Source organism: Candidatus Electronema sp. JM (genome assembly GCF_048287415.1).
Lineage (GTDB): Bacteria > Desulfobacterota > Desulfobulbia > Desulfobulbales > Desulfobulbaceae > Electronema.
The window spans coordinates 1-21,327 of sequence record NZ_JBLWEN010000023.1; the positions used below are offsets into that span (position 1 = coordinate 1).

The following is a 21,327-nucleotide window of genomic DNA, read 5'->3' on the forward strand; positions in this document are numbered from 1 at the left end:
GCTGGTTTGCTGACACAGTCATGGAGATTGCTTGCGCACTGCACAATTTCAGATTAAGATTCAGACCTTGGCAAAAAGTCAATGCCGATTGCTTGAAAAAATCGATATAGTGTCTAATATACCAAAAAAAAGCCGTTCTCCGAGGGTGCGGAGAACGGCTGCTGGTATTGCGAGTTCTGCCGGACACTGCTGATCCGGCAAAGACAGCTCAGTAAGGCTTCTGACCGATCACATTGCCAGCAGGAGCATAGCTGCATACCCAGACTTGAGAGTTGTCGCCGCAAACTGCCATGCCGCAGCCGACTTCCTTCGTGTCTTTCCAGACCAACTGGGTGTAATGCCCGCAGACACCGCTGCAGCTGTTGTCAGCGTAATTATAGAATTTAATTTCGCTGCCCCAGCTGTCGGTCACCTGCTGCGGCGTTTTCTTCTGCAGCTCGCGCCGACCGTCTGACCATATCAATGCACTTGCCTTGTAGATGTTCTCGCCGTAACCGTTGCCGCTGTGGTACATGGCGCAGCCTTCGCTTTTCAGCTGATCCGCCCAGCCTTGGGCAACACCAGCCAGCTTGTCCGACCAGCGCAGGCCCGGCACACCGACCTCGGCCCGCCAGCGGTTGTGGGCGGCCACCATTGCTGTCCGGTCCACCGTTCCTGCTTGGCCATAGCTGGCATCAGGCACGGCGGCGGCAGCCTCAGCGGGCGTGACCACGCTGCGCATCCGCATCCAGCCGCCTTCATCCTCCGCAGCATGGCGGGGAGCCTCGGCGGCATGGACAGTGGCAACAACAGGTTCCGGCTTGCCTTGGCAGGCACTGAGCGCGGCGGCGATCAGAATCCCGGCCAGAACTGTCATCCTCTGCTGTACTGTGGTTTTTCCTCCTGCAAATGTTGTGGTTTTCATGATACCCTCCCTGGTATAGCAGGCAACCCGGCTGTCTTCGTGAGACCCGTGGCTTTCCGGCACCGCCTCGCGACGGCTGTGGCTTTTTCAACTTTCCGGAGCAGAAAAACATTTCTTCCGCACCAACCAGAAAGTTCGGAACACTGGTCAGATAATGAACAGTGCCTCCCTGTTTTCAGGATAGGGTATGAAATCACCGCTGTCAAGTTTTAATAGGAACAACCCAAGTTGCGGCTTTTTCAACGCCGTAAGCGCCGATAAACAACAACACGTTCAAGTCACAACGCCATGTGAGGTGACATATTGTTTTGACTTGCCGCAGCGAAAAATCCTTCCCGCCGAATATCCATCCCTTTGGTCGGAATGGCAAACTGTGTTCGTCGTGCAATGCGTTTACCTGCTCCGCTTGAATATGCCGCCGCGCCGCAGTGTCTGCCAAAAAAAACTTTGGCTGGCGGACAAAGAATCACTTTGCGCTAATCTTCTTGTCTTTCCAGCCCATCTGCGGTACATTCCGCCTTTTTTATATTCCAAGCCGGGCGCGGTCTGCGCCCCTTTTCATTTTTCACAGGAGCAGCAGCGCAGCAATGGATCAAAGCAAAATCAGAAACGTGGCCATCATCGCCCACGTTGACCACGGCAAAACCACCCTCGTTGACAAACTCTTCCACCAGAGCGGCCTCTTCCGCGAGAACCAGCAGGTGGCGGAGCGGATGATGGACTCGATGGACTTGGAGCGGGAGCGGGGCATCACCATCGCTTCGAAGAACGGCTCCTATCTGTATAAAGATTATAAAATCAACATTATTGACACCCCAGGCCACGCCGATTTCGGCGGCCAGGTGGAGCGCGTCCTGCGCATGGCCGACGGCGTTGTCCTGCTGGTTGACGCGCAGGAAGGGCCGATGCCGCAGACCTTCTTTGTCGTCAAGAAGGCGCTGGCGGCCAAGCTGCCCATCTTGGTGCTGATCAACAAGATTGATAAAGATGCCGCCCGCTGCGACTGGGCGGTAGATGAAGTCTTCGACCTGCTGGGGAGACTGGAAGCACCGGATCACATCCTTGATTTTCCGGTGGTCTTTGGCTCGGCCAAGCAGTCGGCCATGGTCGCCGATCACAATGAGCCGCTCGTGCCGGGCCAAGGCATGGATTTGATCTCCGAGATGATCATCAAGCATGTGCCGCCGCCCTCCGGCGATCCTGCCGCGCCGCTTCAGCTGCAAATCAACACCATTGATTATTCGCCGTATTTAGGCCGCCTGGGCATTGGCAAAGTAGTCAACGGCACTCTGCGCCTTAACGACAGCATTGTCGTCGCCCGCCGCGACGGCTCGATCAAGCCGGTGCGGATCAGCAAGATCTTCGGTTTTTCGGGCAGCGAAAAGGTGCCGGTGGAGAGCGCAAGTGTGGGCGACATCGTCGCAGTGGCAGGCATGGACGACGTGACTGTGGGCGTGACCTTCACTGACCCGGACAATCCCAAGCCCCTGCCGCTGATTGAGATTGATCCGCCGACGATCTCCATGCACTTCATTCCCAATGACTCGCCTTTTGCCGGGCAGGACGGCAAGTTTGTCACCTCGCGGCACATTGAGGAGCGCTTGAGCCGGGAGACGCTGGCTGACGTGGCTCTAAAAGTCGAGCCGCTGACTGAGGGTGTGGGCTTCCGTGTTTCAGGCCGTGGCGAGCTGCATCTCTCGATTCTGATTGAAAAGATGCGGCGCGAAGGCTACGAGTTCCAAGTCACCCGCCCCCACGTCATCATGCGCGAGGTGAACGGTAAAATGCTGGAGCCGTATGAGTCGCTGACCGTGGATGTGGATGAGCAGTATCAGGGCGCAGTGATTGACAAGCTGGGCCGCCTGAAAGGCGTGATGACCGAGATGAAGAACCACAACGGCATGTCGCGCATGGTCTTCAAGGTGCCGACGCGCGGTCTGCTTGGCTATCGTTCCCAGTTCATGACCGACACGCGCGGCATGGGCGTGATGAACTACGTCTTTGCTGAATGGGGGCCGCACGCGGGCGAGATTCAGAACCGCCAGAACGGCGTGCTGCTCGTCAAGGAGAACTGCGTCAGCGTGGCCTACGCCTTGTTCAACTTGCAGGAGCGCGGTGTCTTCTTCATCGGCGCGGGCGAGCCGCTGTACGCAGGGCAGATCATCGGCGAGAACAGCCGGGGCGAGGACATGGTCGTCAATCCGGCCAAAGGCAAGAAGCTGACCAACATGCGGGCTTCTGGCTCGGATGAGGCGGTCATTCTCACCCCGCCCCGCCAGATGAGCTTGGAAGACTGCATCGCCTACATCAACGACGACGAGCTGGTCGAAATCACGCCCAAGGTCATCCGCCTGCGCAAGCAGAGCAACGTGCGGATTAAGGGCTGAAGAGGCGCAGTGTGGGCAAGCGCGTCTTTTGCTTGCCCACTCCATTGTATATTCTGTCAGGAAGCGATTTCCTTCCATATTGCGCCTTATCCAGAATGATTCAGAAATGCCCTCTTAAAAGGACCATAGCCGCTTTCATAATAATAGTCGGAGCATTGCTTGTTCACACAAACGGCCATAGTGCTTCACGCTCATCGTCAGCCGCTGTCAATGCGGTGCGGCTTATTATACGACACTATGCGCTGGGTGAATCTAATCCAATATATATGGATGAAGCAAAACATCTGAACACGCTGTTTCAGGATGTTCTCACGCGCCGGAAGCAATTACGCGTAAAAGAACAACGTAAAATTTACTGCGAATCTATATTACGTTATGCAGCAAGTGCTTGTCATAAATTTGAGCTGGAAGACTCTGTTGACGGATATCGAGTACTGATGAGCAGCAGCATGGCGTTGGCGACAGCAGCGTTGACCTCGACTCCACAAGAAGCCTTGCCATATTTTGAATTGGCAAAAACACCATTGCTTGATGGCCATGATTACGGTATGGCCGCACACTATGCCGCCTTGCTGCTCTTGGAGGCATTGTACAGGTCGGAACATGACTTACTTGATCCAGCAAAGAAAAAGCTCTTGTTGCAGGATGTGTCGAATTGCAACACATTGTCTCTTCAGCAGAAGAAGTCATTTTTCGAAGCTATGCAGGCATTGTAATAAGCAGGCTATCTTGCAGTTCGCAAGTCTGTTTGAGACACCTCACCGCCCATAGAATTCCTCGGCCCATGTACTGGCAGAGATCACGCCCAAGGTCATCCGCCTGCGCAAGCAGAGCAACGTGCGGATCAGGCTTGCGTGACTGCCGTGCGCCGTTATACGTATCACGGCAACTTCGTGATACATATAACGACTGATTCATGATACGTATAACGATTCAATCGTATCGAGTATAACGACCGGGTCGCATCGGCTGTCCCTTTTCCCGCCTGACTGCCGTCATGCCTCCGCAATATAACAAGGCCGGATGTTTCCATCCGGCTTTTTGCTGTGTCGCCACAGAGGGGATATTTGCGAGCTGGAAAGCGGTCTCTGTCAGAATGACGGTGCCGAACCAATCAGCCCGCCCGCCGCTCCGAACGCGCCGGGCTGCCCAAAAAACTCGCTTCGGCTGCCCTGCCATGCTATAATGCCTCCCGGCTGCTGGGCATATCTCTGCCCGGCAGCATGTCTTTTCTGCTTCTTCCTATTACAAACGGCTTGGCTCCTGTCCGCAGGCCGCTGATCCTGAAATGGAACTCTGACGCATGGCCGACCTGCTCACCTGCCGCACCATCGGCAAAGCCTTTGGGGCGCAACCGCTCTTTTCCTCAGTCAATCTCTCCATCAGCGAGGGCGACCGCATCGGTCTGATCGGGCCGAACGGCTCCGGCAAATCCACGCTGCTGAAAATCCTCAGCGGCCTGATTGAGCCGGACAGCGGCGAGATATTCCGCCAGCGGCATGTCCGCAGCAGCTTTCTTGCGCAGGAGGATGCGTTTGCGGAAGACCAGAGCTGCTTGGACAACCTCTGTGCGGCAATTGACGACCAGCATTTGGAGCCTGCCGAGCGGACAAGCCGGGCGCAGGCTCTTCTCAGCCGGGCAGAATTCACTGATCCTGACTGCCCGGCAGGACTGCTCTCCGGCGGCTGGCGCAAGCGGCTGGCGATCTGCCGCGCCCTGATTGTCCGGCCTGATCTGCTCCTGATGGACGAGCCGACCAACCATCTTGATTTGGAAGGCATCCTCTGGCTGGAGAAGATGCTCAACGCCTCGCTGCCGGAAAGTCCTGCCGCCTTTCTGATGATCAGCCACGACCGCCGCTTTCTCGAAAACACGGTCAGGCGGGTGATTGAGCTGTCTGCCGCCTACCCGAACGGGACTTTGCAGGTGAACGGCAACTATTCCGCCTTTGTGGAGCAGCGGGAAACCTTCCTTGAGCAGCAGCAGGAGCAGGAGGATCGGTTAGCCAACAAGGTGCGGCGCGAGAATGAATGGCTCAGTCGCGGCCCGAAAGCCAGAGGCACCAAGGCCAAGGCCCGCAAGGACGCAGCCTATCAGCTTCAGGACGATCTGGTCGAGGTGAAGAACCGCAACCGGGTCGGCAAGGTGGACATCGCCTTTGATGCCACGGAGCGCAAGACGAAAAAGCTGCTGACTGCGGTTGGCATCAGCAAGAGCTTTGACGACAGGCAGCTCTTCAGCAATCTTGATCTGACGCTCTCGCCCGGCACAAGGCTGGGCCTGCTGGGTCGCAACGGCTGCGGCAAGTCCACCCTGATGCAGATACTCGCCGCCGCAGACCGCGATGACGGGCTGAAGCCGGACAGCGGCACGGTCAAGGTGGCGGACAAGCTCCGCATTGTCAACTTTGATCAGCGCAGGCAGCAGCTTGATCAGCAGCAGACCTTGCGCCGCGCTTTGGCACCGGACGGCGATTCGGTGCTCTATCAGGACAGATCAATCCACGTGGTTTCATGGGCGAAACGCTTCCTCTTCCGCCCGGATCAGCTTGAAACACCAGTGGCGCGGCTCTCCGGCGGCGAGCAGGCCCGCATCCTCATCGCCGCCCTGATGCGCCAGCCTGCGGACGTGCTGCTCCTCGACGAGCCGACCAATGATCTCGACATTCCTTCCTTGGATGTGCTGGAGGAAAGCCTGAACGAGTTCCCCGGCGCGCTGGTGCTGGTCACCCACGACCGCTTCATGCTCGACCGGCTTTGTGATCAGGTGCTCGGCTTTGACGGCAAGGGCAACGCTTCCTTCTTTGCTGAGTATGCGCAATGGCTGCGCACTCTTGCTGAGGACGCAATCCCGCCTCCAAGCAACAAAAAAACGCCGTCTGCTGCGGCAGAGGCGAAAAAAGCGGTGAAAAAACTTTCCTACAAAGACCAGCGCGAGTATGATCTGATCGAGGAAAGCATCCTCGCTGCTGAAACCCGGCAGGAAGAGCTGGAAGCGCGGATGCACGAGCCGGAGCTTGTTGCTGATCCAGCCAAGCTCGCTGAATACTGGGAAGAGCAGGCAGCAGCGGCCCAAGAAGTGGCCCGCCTGTACGCCCGCTGGGAAGAGCTGGAGCAGCTCAAGAATGGCGAACTGTAAGGGCGGTTCGCGAACCGCCCCTTGTAATAAGCCGCCTGCGCCTTGTCCGGCCTGCGGCGGCAGCGGCCAGCTCAGTTCTTTCAAAGGCGAAAGCCGCTTTCTTCTCAGCGTGGAGGAATGCCTTCTCTGCTGCGGCACCGGTTTTGCGCCGGAAGAACCGCAGGCTGCACAACCAATTGATGCGCCCGATCAACCTTGAGCAAGGAGAAAACGATGGCAGCGGCAAAGAAAGGGGACTGTGTGAAAGTCCATTACACCGGCACGCTGGAGGACGGCTCCACTTTTGACTCTTCACGGGGTGTGGAGCCGCTGGAGTTCACCCTTGGCAGCGGCCAGGTCATCGCTGGGTTTGACGAGGCTGTGACCGGCATGGAGCCGGGCGAGCGAAAAAATGTCATGATTGCTGCGGGCAAGGCCTATGGCGAGCGGCATGATGAAATGGTCATCAATGTGCCGCGCAGCCAGTTCCCAGCGCATATAGTCCCGGAGATCGGCCAGCAGATACAGCTTTCCGGGCCGCACAATCAGCCGATTCTGGTGCGAGTGGTCGGGATGGACGCGGAGACTGTGCAGCTTGACGCGAACCCTCCGCTGGCAGGCAGGGATTTGAGCTTTGATCTTGAGCTGATATCCATCACCGAATGAGCGGCGGCATATTTTTTTATCAGATTGCTTGCCGCCAGCGCAACAGGATGTTATCATCAGACAGACAATTGCGTACACGTTCTTCCTGCGCGACACGGCATGTTTCTTGAAAAAAAAATCGGGGTAGTTATTCCTGCCCATAACGAAGAGCGACTGATCAGCAAAGTCATCGGCACTATGCCGGATTTTGTTGATTATATTATTGTCGTGGACGACGAAAGCCAAGACAGCACAGCAGCGGTCGTGCGGCGGCTGGCGGAGTCAAATCGAAAAATCGTTCTTCTTTCCCATCTGCATAACCGAGGGGTGGGCGCAGCCATCGCCACCGGCTACAAATGGGCGCGGGATCATCAAGTGGATGTGACCGCTGTCATGGCCGCTGATTTTCAAATGGATCCCGCTGATCTGCCGCGCATCGTCAAGCCGGTCTGCGCCGGTGAATGTGATTATACTAAGGGCAACCGGCTTTTCCGGGGTGAATCGTGGGGCATGATTCCCACGCACCGCTATATTGGCAATTCATTTCTGTCGCTTTTCACTAAAATTGCCTCTGGTTACTGGCATGTGGCGGATTCTCAGAGCGGCTACACCGCCATCAGCCTGCAAGCCCTGAGGGCCATTGATCTGGATGCGATTTATCCTCGCTACGGAATGCCCAATGACCTGCTGATCAGCTTGAACATCGCCAACTTCCGAGTGCGTGACATTTCTATCCGACCGGTTTACAATGTCGGTGAAGTTTCTGGCATCCGTTTGAAAAAAGTTATTTTCACTATTCCGTGGATTTTGATTAAAGGATTTACGCGAAGGATGGTGCAAAAATATGTTATCAGAGATTTTCATCCGCTGATATTTTTCTATTTTTTTGGCATTTTGTTTTTCTTTTTTACGATTATTTTGACTGTTAGGGCAATTATATTTCTTGGCATAGACGGTCAATTGCCCCCGATCAATACCTTAGCAGCAATGTTTTCGTTTATGAGTTCGAGTATTTTTATATTATTTGCCATGTGGTTTGATATGGAATACAATAAGGATCTAAAATAGATGAGCAATTATTACATTCACAAGCTCGCAGATGTTCAATCTGAAAACATTGGATGCAACACAAGAGTATGGCAATTTGTCGTTGTTTTAAACAAAGCTGTTATAGGGAAAGATTGTAATATATGTGCGAATGTTTTTATTGAAAATGATGTTATAGTTGGCGATCGGGTCACCATTAAAAATGGTGTCCAATTATGGGATGGACTACGAATTGACGATGATGTATTTATTGGACCAAATGTTACTTTTACTAATGACAGATTTCCTCGCTCAAAATGCTTCCCAGATAAATTTCCTATAACGACTATTAAAAAAGGGGCTTCTATAGGGGGGGGGGCCGTAATTTTACCAGGGATACATATTGGTGAACATGCCATGATTGGCGCAGGAACAATTGTGACTCACAATATTCCATCTTATGCTGTAGTCATTGGAAATCCGATTCGGATTTTACGATATACAACGAAATAATTCTATTGAAATAAGCTTGGAGCCTATAAATGAATATTGATTTATGTAGAATATATGATCTTCCGAAAATTACAGACCCTCGTGGTAATTTAACTTTTATTGAAGGAGGAAATCATATATCCTTTGATATAAAGCGTGTTTATTATTTGTATGATGTTCCAGGCGGTTCAGAGCGTGGTGGGCACGCTCATAAAAATTTGCATCAACTTATTATCGCTATGTCTGGCAGCTTTGATGTGCTGTTGGATGATGGAAAAGATAAAAAACGTGTCCATCTTAGCAGATCATATTATGGCCTTTATATCTGCCCTATGATTTGGCGGGAACTCGACAATTTTTCATCTGGCTCTGTTTGTATGGTATTAGCATCGAATAAATATGATGAAGAAGATTATTATCGAGATTACGCAGAATTCATGAGAGCAAGATGGCAGATATGAGTATTCATTTTTTAGATGTAGGGGCGGCTTATAAAGAATTACAAAAAGAGATTGAAGAAGCAGTTATTTTCTCCCTGCAAAGTGGTCAATATATCCTTGGTCAAGAAGTTGAACATTTTGAAAACGATTTTTCCGCATACTGTGAAGCTCGATATGCTGTTGGTGTAGGCAATGGTCTTGATGCACTACGTCTTGCTTTGCTTGCTATGAAGGTCGGGCCTGGCGATGAAGTGATCGTTCCATCTAATACTTATATTGCGACTTGGTTAGCTGTAAGTCAATGTGGAGCCACACCAATTCCTGTAGAACCCATTGAAGAGACATTCAATATCAATCCAAATTTGATTGAATCCGCGATTACATCTCGCACTAAAGTTATTCTCCCAGTACATCTTTACGGCCAGCCCGCAGAACTTGACGCTATTTTATCAATAGCTCGTAAGTATAATTTATTCGTTTTAGAAGATGCCGCTCAGGCACATGGCGCAATCTATAAAGGAAAACGTATTGGCGGACATGGTGATGCCGTGGCGTGGAGCTTTTATCCTGGAAAAAATCTTGGTGCATTTGGTGATGCAGGTGCTGTAACAACGAATAATTATGAAATAGCTGATCGTATTCGTGTGCTGCGAAATTACGGTTCTCGAATAAAATATATCAATGAAATACAGGGATTCAACAGCCGCCTTGATCCGATTCAAGCGGCTGTATTACGTGTTAAATTGAAATATCTGGATGAATGGAATTTTCGACGTGCTGAAATTGCAGGCCGTTATCATGCTGTATTGAGGAATAGTTATTTATTACAGCCTGTCGTATCTACGTGGACACAACCAGTATGGCACTTATATGTAATCCGCACTTGTCAGCGTGAAGCTTTGCGTTGCCATTTGACACAAGCTGGCATCAACACCTTGATTCATTACCCGATTCCGCCGCATTTACAGAAAGCTTACACAGAACTTGGCTATCAACGAGGTGATTTTCCTCTTGCCGAGGCTATGGCTGACGAAGTCTGTAGTTTGCCAATTGGACCGCATATGTCTCCTGATGATCAGGAACAGATCATTGCTGCCTTGCTTGATTTTCAATCGTGACATCTTATCGGCAGATTTTTCGCTCCAGTGCTATTACAGGAGTATCTTCGATCATCACAATAGTCATTGGCATTATTAAAATGAAAGTGCTGGCTGGCCTGTTAGGACCAGCTGGCATAGGTTTAATAGGAGTTTATCAAAATATCATTGGGATAGCTTCCACCATAGCTGGCTGTGGCATCGGTAGCAGCGGGGTGCGGCAGATAGCGGCGGCGAGCGATCAGCCAGCCAACCTTGCAGTCGTGCGACATGCTCTATGGACAGCCAATCTTTTTTTAGGACTGAGCGGCATGGCCGTTCTTTGGCTGCTGCGCGAGCCAGTTGCGAAGTGGGTGTTTGGCAATACTGAACATGCCACAGAGATTGGCTGGTTGAGCATAGGTGTGTTGCTCACTCTTGTTGCAGGCTCGCAAACTACCTTGCTGCAAGGTCTGCGTCGTATCGGTGATTTGGCTCGTTTCAATATTCTCGGAGCGTTCCTTAGTGTGTTTGTGAGTATGTTGCCGGTATATTGGCTGAGGGAACAAGGGGCACTTTGGTTTGTGCTGACTTCTATTTTTCTCAGTGCAATCGTTGCAACTTATTACGTTGTCCGCTTGCCTCGTTTCAGATTAATGCCTTTTGACTGGCCTGCTCTTGGCAGGGAATGGCAGGGAATGCTGAAATTTGGCCTGCCGTTGATGATTGGAACTTTGTTTACTCTTGCAACACAACTTGCCGTTCGCTCAATTATTGTACGCGAAATAGGACTCGCTGCCAGTGGTCATTTTCAAGCCGCGTGGTATATTTCGATGACCTATATAGGGTTTGTGCTGGGTGCAATGGCAACTGATTACTATCCGCGTCTGACTGCTGCCATGAATGACCATTCGCAGGCAATAAAGATAGTAAACGAACAGGCAGAGATGTCGTTGCTATTGTCTGGTCCTATTTTACTATCCATGATAACTTTCGCACCTTGGGTCATTCATCTTCTTTATGCCGAAGATTTTACACCAGCTATTTCTATATTACGCTGGCAAGTGTTAGGGGATATTTTAAAAGTATCCAGTTGGCCGATGAGTTTCATTCTATTGGCACAAGGGCGTAGTGGTATTTTTATAGGAACAGAATTACTTTGGAATGCGGTATACATAGGAATGATTATTTTTGGAATCCAAGAAAAAGGAATAATAATAACTGGCGTTAGTTTCTGGATATCTTATATATTTTATTATATATCGTTAATTTTAATTGTATTAAAAATAATAAATTATCTACCTACTTATCGCAACTTTTTGTTTACCTTTTTTCTTTTAGTTACAGGAGGGGTGGTTATATTTCTCGCAACACAATCAGTATTTATTAGTTATTTTTTTGGTTTAATATTAACAATAATTGTTAGTGTATATAATATAACCAGATTGAGACTTTTGATGAATCAAGAAAAATACAAAAGATAAATATTTATCAAGATATGGATATCAAGACTGATAAAATTTTAGTTACATTTGCTCTTTTCTCTTATAATCAAGAAAATTATATAAGGAAAGCATTGCATGGAGCATTAACACAAACATATTCTCCGTTAGAAATTATTATTTCTGACGATTGTTCTGAGGATAAAACTTGGGAGATTATTCAGGAAGTAGTCAAGGCATATCAGGGAGAACATCGCGTTGTTATCAACCGTAATCAAAAAAATATGGGAATAACATCTCATGTTAACAAGATGTTTTCGATGGCCAAAGGAGAATTGATAATTATGGCCGCAGGTGATGATGTTTCTGAATCACACAGAGCTGCTATGATTGCAGATCATTGGATAGCAAACGGAAAGCCAACATGTGTATTACATAGCGCATTATTAACAATTTCAGATATTAAAAATTTTATTCCAAAAAGACTTTCTGGTAAAGGATATCACTGTGGACATGAGTTAAATATTGATTGGTATTTAAATAATAATAAATTGATGATGCCAATCATTGGATCAACGGCCGCATATACTCGTAATTTATATTACGAGTTTGGACCAATGCTTGAAGGAGGGATTATTGAGGACATGGTTTTAACTTTTAGGGCCTTACTTATAGGTCAAGTTTTTTACATTGACGATATTCTTGTTCGGTATCGTATAAGTGAACATAATATTAGTATGGGGCAAAAAAGAAGTGATCAAGAGAGATGGATAAAATGGATAAAAAGCATGCAGAAGTGCATATCAAATAATATAAAAGATTATTTAATATATTGCAAATATAATAATATATATCCTGATGTTAAAATAATGAATTCACTTAACGAAATATACTGTAATTATGGGGCGTTACTTAATTTTCTCGGCAGAAATCCATTGAAAATTCTTTTTGCTCTACATCGTTATCCTGGAAAGAATAGTTGTTATTCTAAGATTAGTTTTTTATTGTATTTCTTTTTGGCAAATAATATTTTTTATTTGCTACTATTTAAAACTAAATTATTATTTAATAATATCTTTTCATTCGCACTAAAAAAGTGAACATTCTTATTGTTTCAAATATATATCCTTTTCAAACTGGTGGTGCGGAAACTCAAGCAAGGCTTCTTGCTGAAGTGTGGATTCGACAAGGACATCACGTAACAGTTGCGGGAAATCGTATTCCATCAAAAAGACTGGAAGTTGAGCATGGAAGTATGAGTTATATTGAATGTATAACCATACCGACTGTTAAAACAAACCGGTTTACACGTGCTGCATCCTATACAATTTCTTTGTTCTGGATTCTTTTTCGTAAAAGAAAAAAATATGATATTATTTATTGTCGTTTTATTCAGGAAGCAGCTTTGCTAATTAGCTTTTTTAAAAAAATATATTTAATAGATGTACCGTTAGTTGCTTGCGCTGAATGTTCTGGAGATATAGGAGATGCTGCTGTGTTAGGGCGATTTCCAATAAATACTTTCTTTGTTAATTTAATTAGAAGCGAATGTAATTCAATTATTATTATTTCGTCAAAAATAAAAAAAGAGCTTGTAGCTATCGGTCTTGACGAGGAAAAATTTTCCTATATCCCTAATGGTACATATATTTCAAATCCTGAGAAAATAAAATTATGTCGTAGCAATAAAAATAAAATTGTATTTATCGGGAGATTGTGCAGTCAAAAAGGAATTCCTTATCTCATACAAGCAGTAAATAATTTGAAAAAAAGAAATATATCAATAGAGTTAACCGTTATTGGAGATGGTCCATCTACGATAGAGCTAAAACAGTTAACAGTATCAATGGGCGTTAACCAGATTGTTCAGTTTGCTGGAAGAATAGAAAATGAAAAAATTCCTTCTATACTAAAGGAACACCATATATTTGTTTTACCGTCTTTGTTTGAAGGATTCGGAATAGCTGTCATAGAGGCAATGGCAGCAGGATTGCCAGTCGTTGTAACACAATGCGGTGGCCCAGAAGATTTCGTTGATGATTCAGTAGGGAGAGTAGTAAATGCGGGAGATGCGGATTCCCTTGCGCAAGCCTTGCAGGAGCTGATTCAACTCAGCGATGAAGAACTTCACGCTATGGGGATGGCAGCACAGGAGCGAGTAAAAAATAATTTCGACATTAATGTGATTGCCGATAAGTACATTCAGCTTTTCAAACAATTAGTTCAACAAACTTCTTCTCCCAATCAAACCACAACGCCTCCGCAGCAGTTCTCTGCTTTTCAATAAACTCCCGCAGCCGAACTTCTGGCTCATTAACAAAAAATAAGATCCGGCTTCGCCATCTTGCTACGTCATCAATAGGAAGCAGACTTTGTTCCGGCAATATCTCCCCATGCTCAGGTATATCGCTGGCAAAAACTGGAATGCCATATCCCAAGGCCTCCAGCACCGCGTTCGGCGCACCTTCATGCAGGGAAGGCATAAGCAGCAGATCAACCTCCGGCCAGATGCGCTCTGACGGCACCCAGCCCATGAACTGAACCCGGTCTGTCAGATTCTCCCGCGTTGCCCGCTCCCGCAAGAGTTGCTCATCCGGGCCGGTGCCGTACAGATAAAGCTGCGCCTGCTCCGCTGATATTCCCTTGAACACATCCAGCAAAAGCTGCTGATTTTTTCCGTGTTCCAAGATGCCGACACAAGCTGTCCGCAACGGCAACGTGATTTCTTTGTCCAGCGCAGGGGCAGAACCTGTTGGAACATCATTACGCAGCACTCCGCATATTGAAGGCCGAAGAACCTGATGACGCTCTGAAATTCGTTTGACGAGTGTTGCTGAAACACCATACATTCTGGTTCCTGCGATGCCAAAGCCTTCAAGACAACGCTCAAAGTGAATCAACAAATTTGAGCGGCCTGTCGTGCGATGTTTTTCTAATGTGTCTCCCCGCAGAAACAGCACCAACGGCACACGCTTGACCAAGCGGAGCGGCTGCAAGAACAGCGCATAGGTGTGTCCAAAGGCGAAGGCCCGGTCTATCCGGCAACGGAAACCAATCCAAAGCAGCATCACTGGCGCGAGCAGATGAAAGCAGCCCCAGAAGAGATAGCCTGATGTGCGTTCCTCCGGCCAAGGAAAGCGGTGGAAATGGCATTGCGGATGCTCAATCGGGAAGGGCACGACCGCCAAATAATGCACCGTGTGGCCTGCATCCAGCAAGGCTTTGATGCCCCTGAACAGCCGCTTGCAGAAGCCGCCCGGTTTGGGCCGGTAGTAGCAGGTCAGGATGCGAAATGTGTCTGGCTTATCGGACAGCATTGAATGTTGGCGCTGCATCGGTTATACACAGCCCATGAAGATCCTCTCCATATTCGGCACCCGCCCGGAAGCCATCAAAATGGCGCCGGTCATCCACGCTCTTCAGGCGGATGCAGCCTTCACCGCCAAGGTTTGCGTCACAGCCCAGCACCGGCAGATGCTGGATCAGGCACTGGAGCTATTCTCCGTCCGCCCGGACTATGACCTTGACATCATGCAGGAAGGCCAGGACTTGTTCGGTCTTACCAGTCGCATGTTGCCCGCTCTGAGAGATGTGCTTCTGGCCGAGCAGCCCGACATGGCGCTGGTGCAGGGCGACACCGCCACCTGCTTTGTCGGCAGCCTCGCCGCCTTTTATCTGCGCATACCAGTCGGGCATGTGGAAGCTGGTCTGCGCACGCATGACCTCCACGCGCCTTTCCCGGAGGAAGGCAACCGGGCCATGACCTCCCGCCTGGCTGCCTTGCATTTCGCGCCCACTGAGCAGGCCCGCCGCAATCTGCTCGCGGAAGGCATCGCCGCCGATACGGTGCATGTCACAGGCAACACGGTGATTGACGCGCTGCTGCAAGTGCGGGAGCGCATCGCTTCCCGGCAGGATTGGAACGGCGTGTTCGGCAGCGCGGAGGCGGTCATCCGTGAGCGCAGGCCGTACATCCTCATCACCGGCCACCGGCGCGAAAATTTCGGTTCCGGCTTCCGGCGCGTCTGCGAGGCCATTGCCCTGCTTGCCGAACGCCGCCCGCAGCTCCACTTCATCTATCCGGTGCATCTCAACCCCAATGTGCAAGGCCCAGTGTACTCAATCTTGAGCGGGAAAGCAAACGTCCATCTCATCCCGCCCTTGGATTACGCTCCCTTTGTGCACGCCATGAACCAAGCGCGGCTTATTCTTACCGATTCCGGCGGGGTGCAGGAGGAGGCGCCGTCCTTAGGCAAGCCAGTTTTAGTGACACGTGAGACCACCGAGCGGCCCGAAGCCGTGGAGGCTGGTGCTATCCTGCTGGTTGGCACAGACACGGCCCGTATTGTCCAGGAGACAGAACGCCTGCTGGATGATGAGGTGCTGTATCGAAAAATGACAGCAGTTGCCAATCCTTACGGCGACGGTCATGCGGCGGAGCGGATTGCGGCAATTCTTCAGCAGGTGCTGGCAAAAAAGGTAATGAATAATTGCAAGTGATGCCTTCAGAGTAAGATTCATAGATAATTTTATCGCATCTATTTGGCCAATTATTCATCATCATCACAATGACCACGTTTTATTTTATATAATTTATAACCACCTAACTGATTATTATAATGCGCATTGAGCGAACAGCCGTAATCGGCGCGGGCAACTGGGGCACAGCCTTGGCCAAGCTGCTGGCGGACAAAGGCGAGGAAGTGCGTCTCTGGAGCCGCAGCCCAGCCCATGTGGATGCTTTGCGCCGAGACCGCGAGAACCGCCGCTACCTGCCCGGCGCGGCTTTACCAGCCAGCCTTCAGCCTGCGGACAGCTTGACGTGCGTGGCCGACTGCCAGAGTGTGGTGATGGCCGTGCCTTCGCATGGTTTCCGTGAGGTCTTTGTCCAGCTTGTCCCGTTGCTTCAAGATAGCACGGTGCTGGTCTCGGCAGTGAAAGGCATTGAGATTGCAAGCGGCCAGACCATGTGCCAAGTCATGCAGGCGGAGCTGGCCAAACAGGGGCGGTCGGGCAGGCTGCATGTCGGTGTCCTCAGCGGCCCCAGTTTTGCCGATGAGGTGGCCAGAGCACAGCCGACAGCGATCACGGTCGGCTTTACGGACTTGGCGGCGGCCAAGGCGGTGCAGCAGCTTTTCTCCACCCCGTTCTTCCGCGTTTATACCAGCAGCGACATCATCGGGCTGGAAATTTCCGCCGCGATGAAGAACGTCATCGCCATTGCCGCAGGCATTGCTGACGGCCTCGGCTGCGGCCTCAACGCGCGGGCCGCGCTGATCACCCGTGGACTGGCGGAAATCACCCGGCTGGGCGTGGCCTTGGGAGCCAATCCGCTCACCTTCGCCGGGCTTGGCGGGCTGGGCGACTTGGTGCTGACCTGCACCGGCAGCCTCAGCCGCAACCGCACTGTCGGCCTGAAGCTGGGCGAGGGCCGCACTCTGGCCCAAGCGCTCGCTGAGATGACGATGGTCGCCGAGGGCGTGAAGACCACCAAGTCCTGCTGGCAGCTTGCCGCCAGCCTCGGCGTGGAGATGCCTATCTTGGCACAGGTCTATCAGATACTTTACGAGGACAAGCCCTGTGAAGCTGCGGTGCAGGAGTTGTTCCAACGCAGTCTGAAGGAGGAAGTGGAGTTATGAGCAGCGAGGTGTCGTTTACGGAGACAGCGAATATAACGTATCTGCCGTTGAAGATTATTTTGAATATTCAGGTTATGTAGAAAAAGATTTTATAGATCAATAACATTGATCTTGAATTATCATTCCATAAGTTATCATCATCACAATGATTGAAATCATTCCAGCTCCAGCCCTTGACGCAGTCGTCCGCGTTCCCGGTTCCAAGAGCCTCACTCAACGCGCTCTCATCGCCGCCGCCTTGGCTGAGGGCGAATCTGTCCTGCTTGGCCCCTTGGCCAGCGAGGACACCCATTACACCATGACCGCCCTGCGCCAGATGGGCATCGCCATTGACGACAGCGACCCGGCGGCCTGGCAGGTGCGCGGCTGCGGCGGCGCAATTCAAACTCCGGCGGAAGACATCTTCCTCGGCAACAACGGCACTGCCACCAGATTCCTCACCTCAGTGGCCGCGCTGGGGCATGGCCGCTTCCGCATCGGCGGCGGCGAGCGCATGGCGCAGCGGCCCATCGCCCCGCTGATGCAGGCGCTCCAAGGCTGGCAGGTGCGGATTGCCAGCGAGGCCGGAACCGGCTGTCCGCCGCTGCGCATTGAGGCGGACGGACTGGCTGGCGGCCCGACTGTGCTGCCGGAGGGCAAATCCAGCCAGTATCTTTCCTCGCTGCTCTTGGTCGCGCCGTATGCCAAACAGCCCGCCGCGCTGACTGTGCAGGGCGAGGTGCTGTCCAAGCCCTATGTGGAGATGACCTTGGCGGTGATGCGCGATTTCGGCATTCAGGTGGAGGCCGCGCCGTCGCTGGCGCAGTTCCGCATTCCGCAGGGCTGTTACCAAGGAACGCGCTATGCGGTGGAGGGCGACGCTTCCGGCGCATCCTATTTCTGGGCGGCGGCGGCAGTGACGGGCGGCAAGGTGATAGTGGCCAATGTGCCCTCGCCTTCCTTGCAGGGAGATGCGAACTTAGTGCGGCTGCTGGAGCGGATGGGCTGCGCGGTCTGCGCGGCGCAGGGCGGAATCACGGTGCATGGGCCGCAGCTGCTGCGCGGCATTGAGGCGGACATGGGCGACATGCCGGATGTCGCGCCCACTCTGGCGGTGGCCGCAGCCTTTGCGCAGGGCACCACAGTGATCAGCAACATCGCCCATCTGCGGATCAAGGAATGCGACCGCCTGGCGGTGATGGTGAGCGAGCTGCGCAAGCTCGGCGTGGAGGCTGAGGAAGAGCATGACCGGATGATCATCCACGGCAAGGGCGGCGCGGGCCTGCACGGCGCGGACATCGCCACGCATGAGGATCACCGCATCGCGATGTGCTTTGCCGTGGCCGGACTGCGCGTGCCGGGCGTGCGGATTCACGGCGAGGACTGCGTGGTCAAATCCTTCCCGGACTTCTGGGATCGGTGGCGGGAGATGCAGGCGCAAGTCTGAGAGCGGAAAAAGCTGGCATCCCGCCGACGCAATCGGTAGTATGGAAGTGTGCTGTTCACGCAATCTCAACCCGCAGTTTTTCATGACCGACACCGCCTTTCCTTCCCGCAGCTATTCCGATGATGTGGCTGTCATTCACCGTGACAGCCAGACTGTCCTGCTCATCGGCACCGCCCATATCTCCCGCGAGTCTGCTGACTTAGTCGAGCAGGTCATCACGCAGGAGCAGCCGGACATGGTCTGCATCGAGCTGGACGAAAAACGCTACAACGCCCTGTCCAAGCCGCAGCAGTGGGAAAAGCTCGATCTCAAGCAGATCATCAAAAGCAAGCAGCTTTCCACTCTGCTGGTCAATCTGGTGCTCTCCTCGTATCAGAAAAAGCTGGGCGGCAAGCTGGGCGTGCAGCCGGGCACCGAGCTGCTCATTGCTGCCAAAACAGCGGAGCAGCACGGCATCCCGATGGAGCTGTGCGACCGCGACGTGCGCATCACCCTGCGCCGGGCATGGAAAGCGACCTCGTTCTGGAAGAAGGGCTACTTGGTCGCCACGCTGATCACCGCGCTCTGGGACGACACCGAGCTGACCGAGGAGAAGCTGGCCGAGCTGCGCCAGAAAGATGTCCTGTCCGAGCTGATGGACGAGATTGGCAAGGCTCTGCCTGCGGCCAAGGCCACCCTGATTGACGAGCGCGACATCTTCATGGCTGAGAAGATTAAAGCCGCAGCAGGCAAACGCGTGGTGGCGGTGGTCGGCGCAGGCCACATGGCAGGCATTCAGCGGGCCATGCAGGAGGACAACAGCGGCAGAATGGCGGAGATCAGCAGCATTCCGCCAGTAGGGATGATCTGGCATGTCTTCGGCTGGTCGGTTCCGGCGGCGATCATTCTTTCCATTGCGGTGATAGCCTGGCAGCAGGGTTTGGGCGAGGCCGGGGCCAACGTGCTTTTCTGGGTGCTGGCAACCGGCCTGCCTGCCGCTGTCGGCGCACTGCTCGCCCTGTCGCATCCCGTCACCATCCTTTCCGCCTTCGCCGCCGCACCGTTCACCACCCTCAGCCCGGTGATCGGAGTCGGCCATGTCTGCGCCTTGGTGCAGGTGATGGTGCAGCCTCCGGTGGTCAAAGAGTTCGAAACTGTGGCCGCCGACATCGGCACTCTGCGCGGCTGGCTGCATAACCGGCTGCTGCGCGTCTTCCTCGCTTTCCTGCTGCCAGGGATCGGTGCCTCGCTGGGAACCTTCATGGGCGGCTGGAAAATTTTCTCCACCCTTTTCAGATAATATTTGCCTCTTCTCGCGCAAAAATTTGATCATAGCGCAGGCAGCGCAGTTTTTTCGTTGACACAAGGCAGACGAAAAGGTATATAATAGCCCTCTACCAAGGGTCGTTAACTCAGTCGGTAGAGTATCTGCCTTTTAAGCAGAGAGTCGCGCGTTCGAGTCGCGCACGACCCACCACACAGCTCAAAAGTCCCCATCGTCTAGCCAGGTCCAGGACATCGGCCTTTCACGCCGACAACACCGGTTCGAATCCGGTTGGGGACGCGAAGCAATATCAGGCGGTTGGCTCGGAAGAGCTGGCCGCCTTTCTGCGTTCTGCGGGTTCGCTTGCGGGCTTTTGTCATTGCGGCACTGTGCTGGAAAGGGAGTCAGAGAGGGCCAATATCCTCAACAAACTCGGGAAAAAAATTCAAGAACACCAAGAAATAGGCAGCAAAAAAGATGAGCTGCGCACTCCGAAGAATGCTTGGTGAAGAAATAATCACTGTGATGAACCAAGTCGAAATCAAGCCCCCAAGGAACAGAAGAGTGCATACACGACCAGCAAAGGTGTTCCGAATAATAGCTATCGCAGTCATTTAGAATCACCCCTTGTTTTTCTTCTTCTGTGTTGTTGCAGGAGTCTTGACCGGCTTCAAGGAAGCGGCAGGCGGAGCAGTCTTGGGCAAAGGCGGCAGCGCGGCTGATTTCGAAGCGACCGGCCTCTTCAGAGCGGCCATGCTGACGGCTGTTTTCGCTTTGTGCTTCTTCTTGGCTTTGAGCAGATCGAGCGTGTCATCCAAGGCATCATACGGCGATTCGACTTCATATGGAACGCCTTGATACAGCAGGTTAATATCACCGTCATCTTCCCATTCGCACTCAAAGGGCAGGCCTGATTGAGCAACGCCCTGACCGATCTTGTGCGTGACCCCGGCGAGCACGACATCTGCGGTTGCTTGCGAGGTGTAATAGACCGTCAGCGGGCCGCCTTGGAAATCAGGGCGACGGACGGCGGCTGGCTGCTGAGGCGAAGAACTGGCTTCGTAATCGCAGCCTTGCAGATTTGCCGCGAGGAGCGCGAAAGAGGCGGCGGTCAAGGTAAGGCGGAGTCTGGAATACATGGTCGTCATTTCTGTGTTCCTTGATTGATGGTTATTACCTGTCTGTTCCAGCAGCAATTTTCAACACGATAAATCCTGCAATAACAGCTAAAGCAATGATGCTAACAGGTTTGATTATGTCTCCTGCTTCTTTCAGAAAGGCAGAAGAATATTGACTAATAGCTGGCCCCCAAAGATACGCCAATAAAGAGCAGCAAAAGATACAAATGAACAGATTTGCGATAATGAAAATCAGCTTCATTCAAACACCTCAATGGCTTTCCTGACACTCTCCAGCCGGTGGACGTACCGATGGGTCGTGGTCGTGTTGACGAAAAGCGTAAAAAGCAAAAGATAAATACGCCAACAAA

22 protein-coding genes, 2 tRNA genes and 1 riboswitch are annotated in these 21,327 nt (G+C 51.7%); of the genes, 19 read left to right on the forward strand and 5 right to left on the reverse strand.

Going from position 1 to position 21,327, the window contains the following annotated elements:
• Positions 1 to 208 precede the first annotated feature (208 nt).
• Entirely contained in the window at positions 209 to 904 is a 696-nt protein-coding gene (locus tag ACNKH6_RS04430) for a CAP domain-containing protein (RefSeq protein ID WP_417914338.1), read from the reverse strand.
• 18 nt (positions 905 to 922) lie between these two features.
• Positions 923 to 997, reverse strand: a riboswitch (cyclic di-GMP riboswitch).
• A gap of 94 nt (positions 998 to 1,091) precedes the next feature.
• Here ACNKH6_RS04430 and ACNKH6_RS04435 point away from each other — a divergent pair.
• From ACNKH6_RS04435 to ACNKH6_RS04495, 13 genes are all read left to right on the forward strand, one after another.
• Positions 1,092 to 1,538, forward strand: a complete 447-nt coding sequence (locus ACNKH6_RS04435; protein WP_417914339.1) for a hypothetical protein — start codon at positions 1,092 to 1,094, stop codon at positions 1,536 to 1,538.
• Positions 1,492 to 3,291, forward strand: coding sequence for a translational GTPase TypA (typA, locus tag ACNKH6_RS04440; RefSeq protein WP_417914340.1), 1,800 nt, complete (start codon positions 1,492 to 1,494; stop codon positions 3,289 to 3,291). Before ACNKH6_RS04435 ends, typA begins: the two co-directional genes overlap by 47 nt.
• Before the next feature lie 266 nt (positions 3,292 to 3,557).
• Positions 3,558 to 4,007, forward strand: coding sequence for a hypothetical protein (locus ACNKH6_RS04445; protein WP_417914341.1), 450 nt, complete (start codon positions 3,558 to 3,560; stop codon positions 4,005 to 4,007).
• Positions 4,008 to 4,594: 587 nt separating this feature from the next.
• Positions 4,595 to 6,430: an ABC-F family ATP-binding cassette domain-containing protein gene (locus ACNKH6_RS04450; protein ID WP_417914342.1), complete on the forward strand. Its 1,836-nt coding sequence runs from the start codon at positions 4,595 to 4,597 to the stop codon at positions 6,428 to 6,430.
• Positions 6,417 to 6,629 (forward strand): hypothetical protein, encoded by a 213-nt coding sequence (locus tag ACNKH6_RS04455; protein WP_417914343.1) that lies wholly within the window; start codon positions 6,417 to 6,419, stop codon positions 6,627 to 6,629. The genes ACNKH6_RS04450 and ACNKH6_RS04455 overlap by 14 nt, the downstream gene beginning before the upstream one ends.
• Before the next feature lie 14 nt (positions 6,630 to 6,643).
• The gene (locus ACNKH6_RS04460) at positions 6,644 to 7,075 is read left to right on the forward strand and encodes an FKBP-type peptidyl-prolyl cis-trans isomerase (protein ID WP_417914344.1); all 432 of its coding nucleotides are present in this window, start codon (positions 6,644 to 6,646) and stop codon (positions 7,073 to 7,075) included.
• Positions 7,076 to 7,174: 99 nt separating this feature from the next.
• Positions 7,175 to 8,122, forward strand: coding sequence for a glycosyltransferase family 2 protein (locus ACNKH6_RS04465; protein ID WP_417914345.1), 948 nt, complete (start codon positions 7,175 to 7,177; stop codon positions 8,120 to 8,122).
• Complete coding sequence (locus ACNKH6_RS04470; protein WP_417914346.1) at positions 8,123 to 8,593, forward strand: acyltransferase; 471 nt, start codon at positions 8,123 to 8,125, stop codon at positions 8,591 to 8,593.
• A 29-nt stretch (positions 8,594 to 8,622) separates the two neighbouring features.
• Positions 8,623 to 9,033, forward strand: coding sequence for a sugar 3,4-ketoisomerase (locus ACNKH6_RS04475; protein WP_417914347.1), 411 nt, complete (start codon positions 8,623 to 8,625; stop codon positions 9,031 to 9,033).
• Complete coding sequence (locus tag ACNKH6_RS04480) at positions 9,030 to 10,130, forward strand: DegT/DnrJ/EryC1/StrS family aminotransferase (protein ID WP_417914359.1); 1,101 nt, start codon at positions 9,030 to 9,032, stop codon at positions 10,128 to 10,130. The genes ACNKH6_RS04475 and ACNKH6_RS04480 overlap by 4 nt, the downstream gene beginning before the upstream one ends.
• Positions 10,127 to 11,572, forward strand: a complete 1,446-nt coding sequence (locus tag ACNKH6_RS04485) for an O-antigen translocase (RefSeq protein ID WP_417914348.1) — start codon at positions 10,127 to 10,129, stop codon at positions 11,570 to 11,572. Before ACNKH6_RS04480 ends, ACNKH6_RS04485 begins: the two co-directional genes overlap by 4 nt.
• 14 nt (positions 11,573 to 11,586) lie before the next feature.
• Positions 11,587 to 12,630 carry a glycosyltransferase gene (locus tag ACNKH6_RS04490; protein WP_417914349.1) on the forward strand — a complete coding sequence of 348 codons (1,044 nt, stop codon included), beginning with the start codon at positions 11,587 to 11,589 and terminating at the stop codon, positions 12,628 to 12,630.
• Positions 12,627 to 13,817 (forward strand): glycosyltransferase family 4 protein, encoded by a 1,191-nt coding sequence (locus tag ACNKH6_RS04495; RefSeq protein ID WP_417914350.1) that lies wholly within the window; start codon positions 12,627 to 12,629, stop codon positions 13,815 to 13,817. The genes ACNKH6_RS04490 and ACNKH6_RS04495 overlap by 4 nt, the downstream gene beginning before the upstream one ends.
• Here ACNKH6_RS04495 and ACNKH6_RS04500 read toward each other — a convergent pair.
• Positions 13,741 to 14,598, reverse strand: a complete 858-nt coding sequence (locus ACNKH6_RS04500) for a glycosyltransferase family 4 protein (RefSeq protein ID WP_417914351.1) — start codon at positions 14,596 to 14,598, stop codon at positions 13,741 to 13,743. The two genes, ACNKH6_RS04495 and ACNKH6_RS04500, sit on opposite strands and share 77 nt — an antisense overlap.
• A gap of 283 nt (positions 14,599 to 14,881) precedes the next feature.
• Between ACNKH6_RS04500 and wecB the strand changes: the two genes are divergently transcribed.
• From wecB to ACNKH6_RS04530, 6 genes are all read left to right on the forward strand, one after another.
• Positions 14,882 to 16,030, forward strand: a complete 1,149-nt coding sequence (gene wecB, locus ACNKH6_RS04505; RefSeq protein WP_417914352.1) for a non-hydrolyzing UDP-N-acetylglucosamine 2-epimerase — start codon at positions 14,882 to 14,884, stop codon at positions 16,028 to 16,030.
• Positions 16,031 to 16,149: 119 nt separating this feature from the next.
• Positions 16,150 to 17,169, forward strand: coding sequence for an NAD(P)H-dependent glycerol-3-phosphate dehydrogenase (locus tag ACNKH6_RS04510; RefSeq protein ID WP_417914353.1), 1,020 nt, complete (start codon positions 16,150 to 16,152; stop codon positions 17,167 to 17,169).
• A gap of 145 nt (positions 17,170 to 17,314) precedes the next feature.
• Positions 17,315 to 18,595, forward strand: a complete 1,281-nt coding sequence (aroA, locus tag ACNKH6_RS04515) for a 3-phosphoshikimate 1-carboxyvinyltransferase (RefSeq protein WP_417914354.1) — start codon at positions 17,315 to 17,317, stop codon at positions 18,593 to 18,595.
• Positions 18,596 to 18,677: 82 nt separating this feature from the next.
• The gene (locus ACNKH6_RS04520) at positions 18,678 to 19,874 is read left to right on the forward strand and encodes a TraB/GumN family protein (RefSeq protein WP_417914355.1); all 1,197 of its coding nucleotides are present in this window, start codon (positions 18,678 to 18,680) and stop codon (positions 19,872 to 19,874) included.
• Between the two features lie 101 nt (positions 19,875 to 19,975).
• Positions 19,976 to 20,051, forward strand: a tRNA-Lys gene (locus ACNKH6_RS04525).
• Between the two features lie 12 nt (positions 20,052 to 20,063).
• A tRNA-Glu gene (locus ACNKH6_RS04530) sits at positions 20,064 to 20,138 on the forward strand.
• Positions 20,139 to 20,242: 104 nt separating this feature from the next.
• Here ACNKH6_RS04530 and ACNKH6_RS04535 read toward each other — a convergent pair.
• The 3 genes from ACNKH6_RS04535 to ACNKH6_RS04545 are packed head-to-tail and all read right to left on the reverse strand — an operon-like array spanning position 20,243 to position 21,218.
• Entirely contained in the window at positions 20,243 to 20,452 is a 210-nt protein-coding gene (locus ACNKH6_RS04535; RefSeq protein ID WP_417914356.1) for a hypothetical protein, read from the reverse strand.
• A gap of 6 nt (positions 20,453 to 20,458) precedes the next feature.
• Complete coding sequence (locus tag ACNKH6_RS04540) at positions 20,459 to 20,986, reverse strand: hypothetical protein (RefSeq protein ID WP_417914357.1); 528 nt, start codon at positions 20,984 to 20,986, stop codon at positions 20,459 to 20,461.
• A gap of 25 nt (positions 20,987 to 21,011) precedes the next feature.
• Complete coding sequence (locus ACNKH6_RS04545; protein WP_417914358.1) at positions 21,012 to 21,218, reverse strand: hypothetical protein; 207 nt, start codon at positions 21,216 to 21,218, stop codon at positions 21,012 to 21,014.
• Between the last annotated feature and the right edge of the window lie 109 nt (positions 21,219 to 21,327).

Excerpts from the sequence above, each read along its gene's own strand:
- ACNKH6_RS04520 (WP_417914355.1), top strand. The coding sequence starts at position 18,678 with ATGACCGACACCGCCTTTCCTTCCCGCAGCTATTCCGATGATGTGGCT.
- ACNKH6_RS04455 (WP_417914343.1), top strand. The coding sequence starts at position 6,417 with ATGGCGAACTGTAAGGGCGGTTCGCGAACCGCCCCTTGTAATAAGCCG.
- ACNKH6_RS04445 (WP_417914341.1), top strand. The coding sequence starts at position 3,558 with ATGGATGAAGCAAAACATCTGAACACGCTGTTTCAGGATGTTCTCACG.
- ACNKH6_RS04450 (WP_417914342.1), top strand. The coding sequence starts at position 4,595 with ATGGCCGACCTGCTCACCTGCCGCACCATCGGCAAAGCCTTTGGGGCG.
- ACNKH6_RS04480 (WP_417914359.1), top strand. The coding sequence starts at position 9,030 with ATGAGTATTCATTTTTTAGATGTAGGGGCGGCTTATAAAGAATTACAA.
- ACNKH6_RS04430 (WP_417914338.1), bottom strand. The coding sequence starts at position 904 with ATGAAAACCACAACATTTGCAGGAGGAAAAACCACAGTACAGCAGAGG.
- ACNKH6_RS04490 (WP_417914349.1), top strand. The coding sequence starts at position 11,587 with ATGGATATCAAGACTGATAAAATTTTAGTTACATTTGCTCTTTTCTCT.
- ACNKH6_RS04465 (WP_417914345.1), top strand. The coding sequence starts at position 7,175 with ATGTTTCTTGAAAAAAAAATCGGGGTAGTTATTCCTGCCCATAACGAA.
- typA (WP_417914340.1), top strand. The coding sequence starts at position 1,492 with ATGGATCAAAGCAAAATCAGAAACGTGGCCATCATCGCCCACGTTGAC.
- wecB (WP_417914352.1), top strand. The coding sequence starts at position 14,882 with ATGAAGATCCTCTCCATATTCGGCACCCGCCCGGAAGCCATCAAAATG.
- ACNKH6_RS04510 (WP_417914353.1), top strand. The coding sequence starts at position 16,150 with ATGCGCATTGAGCGAACAGCCGTAATCGGCGCGGGCAACTGGGGCACA.
- ACNKH6_RS04470 (WP_417914346.1), top strand. The coding sequence starts at position 8,123 with ATGAGCAATTATTACATTCACAAGCTCGCAGATGTTCAATCTGAAAAC.
- ACNKH6_RS04475 (WP_417914347.1), top strand. The coding sequence starts at position 8,623 with ATGAATATTGATTTATGTAGAATATATGATCTTCCGAAAATTACAGAC.
- aroA (WP_417914354.1), top strand. The coding sequence starts at position 17,315 with ATGATTGAAATCATTCCAGCTCCAGCCCTTGACGCAGTCGTCCGCGTT.
- ACNKH6_RS04545 (WP_417914358.1), bottom strand. The coding sequence starts at position 21,218 with ATGAAGCTGATTTTCATTATCGCAAATCTGTTCATTTGTATCTTTTGC.
- ACNKH6_RS04535 (WP_417914356.1), bottom strand. The coding sequence starts at position 20,452 with ATGACTGCGATAGCTATTATTCGGAACACCTTTGCTGGTCGTGTATGC.
- ACNKH6_RS04435 (WP_417914339.1), top strand. The coding sequence starts at position 1,092 with ATGAAATCACCGCTGTCAAGTTTTAATAGGAACAACCCAAGTTGCGGC.
- ACNKH6_RS04460 (WP_417914344.1), top strand. The coding sequence starts at position 6,644 with ATGGCAGCGGCAAAGAAAGGGGACTGTGTGAAAGTCCATTACACCGGC.
- ACNKH6_RS04500 (WP_417914351.1), bottom strand. The coding sequence starts at position 14,598 with ATGCTGCTTTGGATTGGTTTCCGTTGCCGGATAGACCGGGCCTTCGCC.
- ACNKH6_RS04540 (WP_417914357.1), bottom strand. The coding sequence starts at position 20,986 with ATGACGACCATGTATTCCAGACTCCGCCTTACCTTGACCGCCGCCTCT.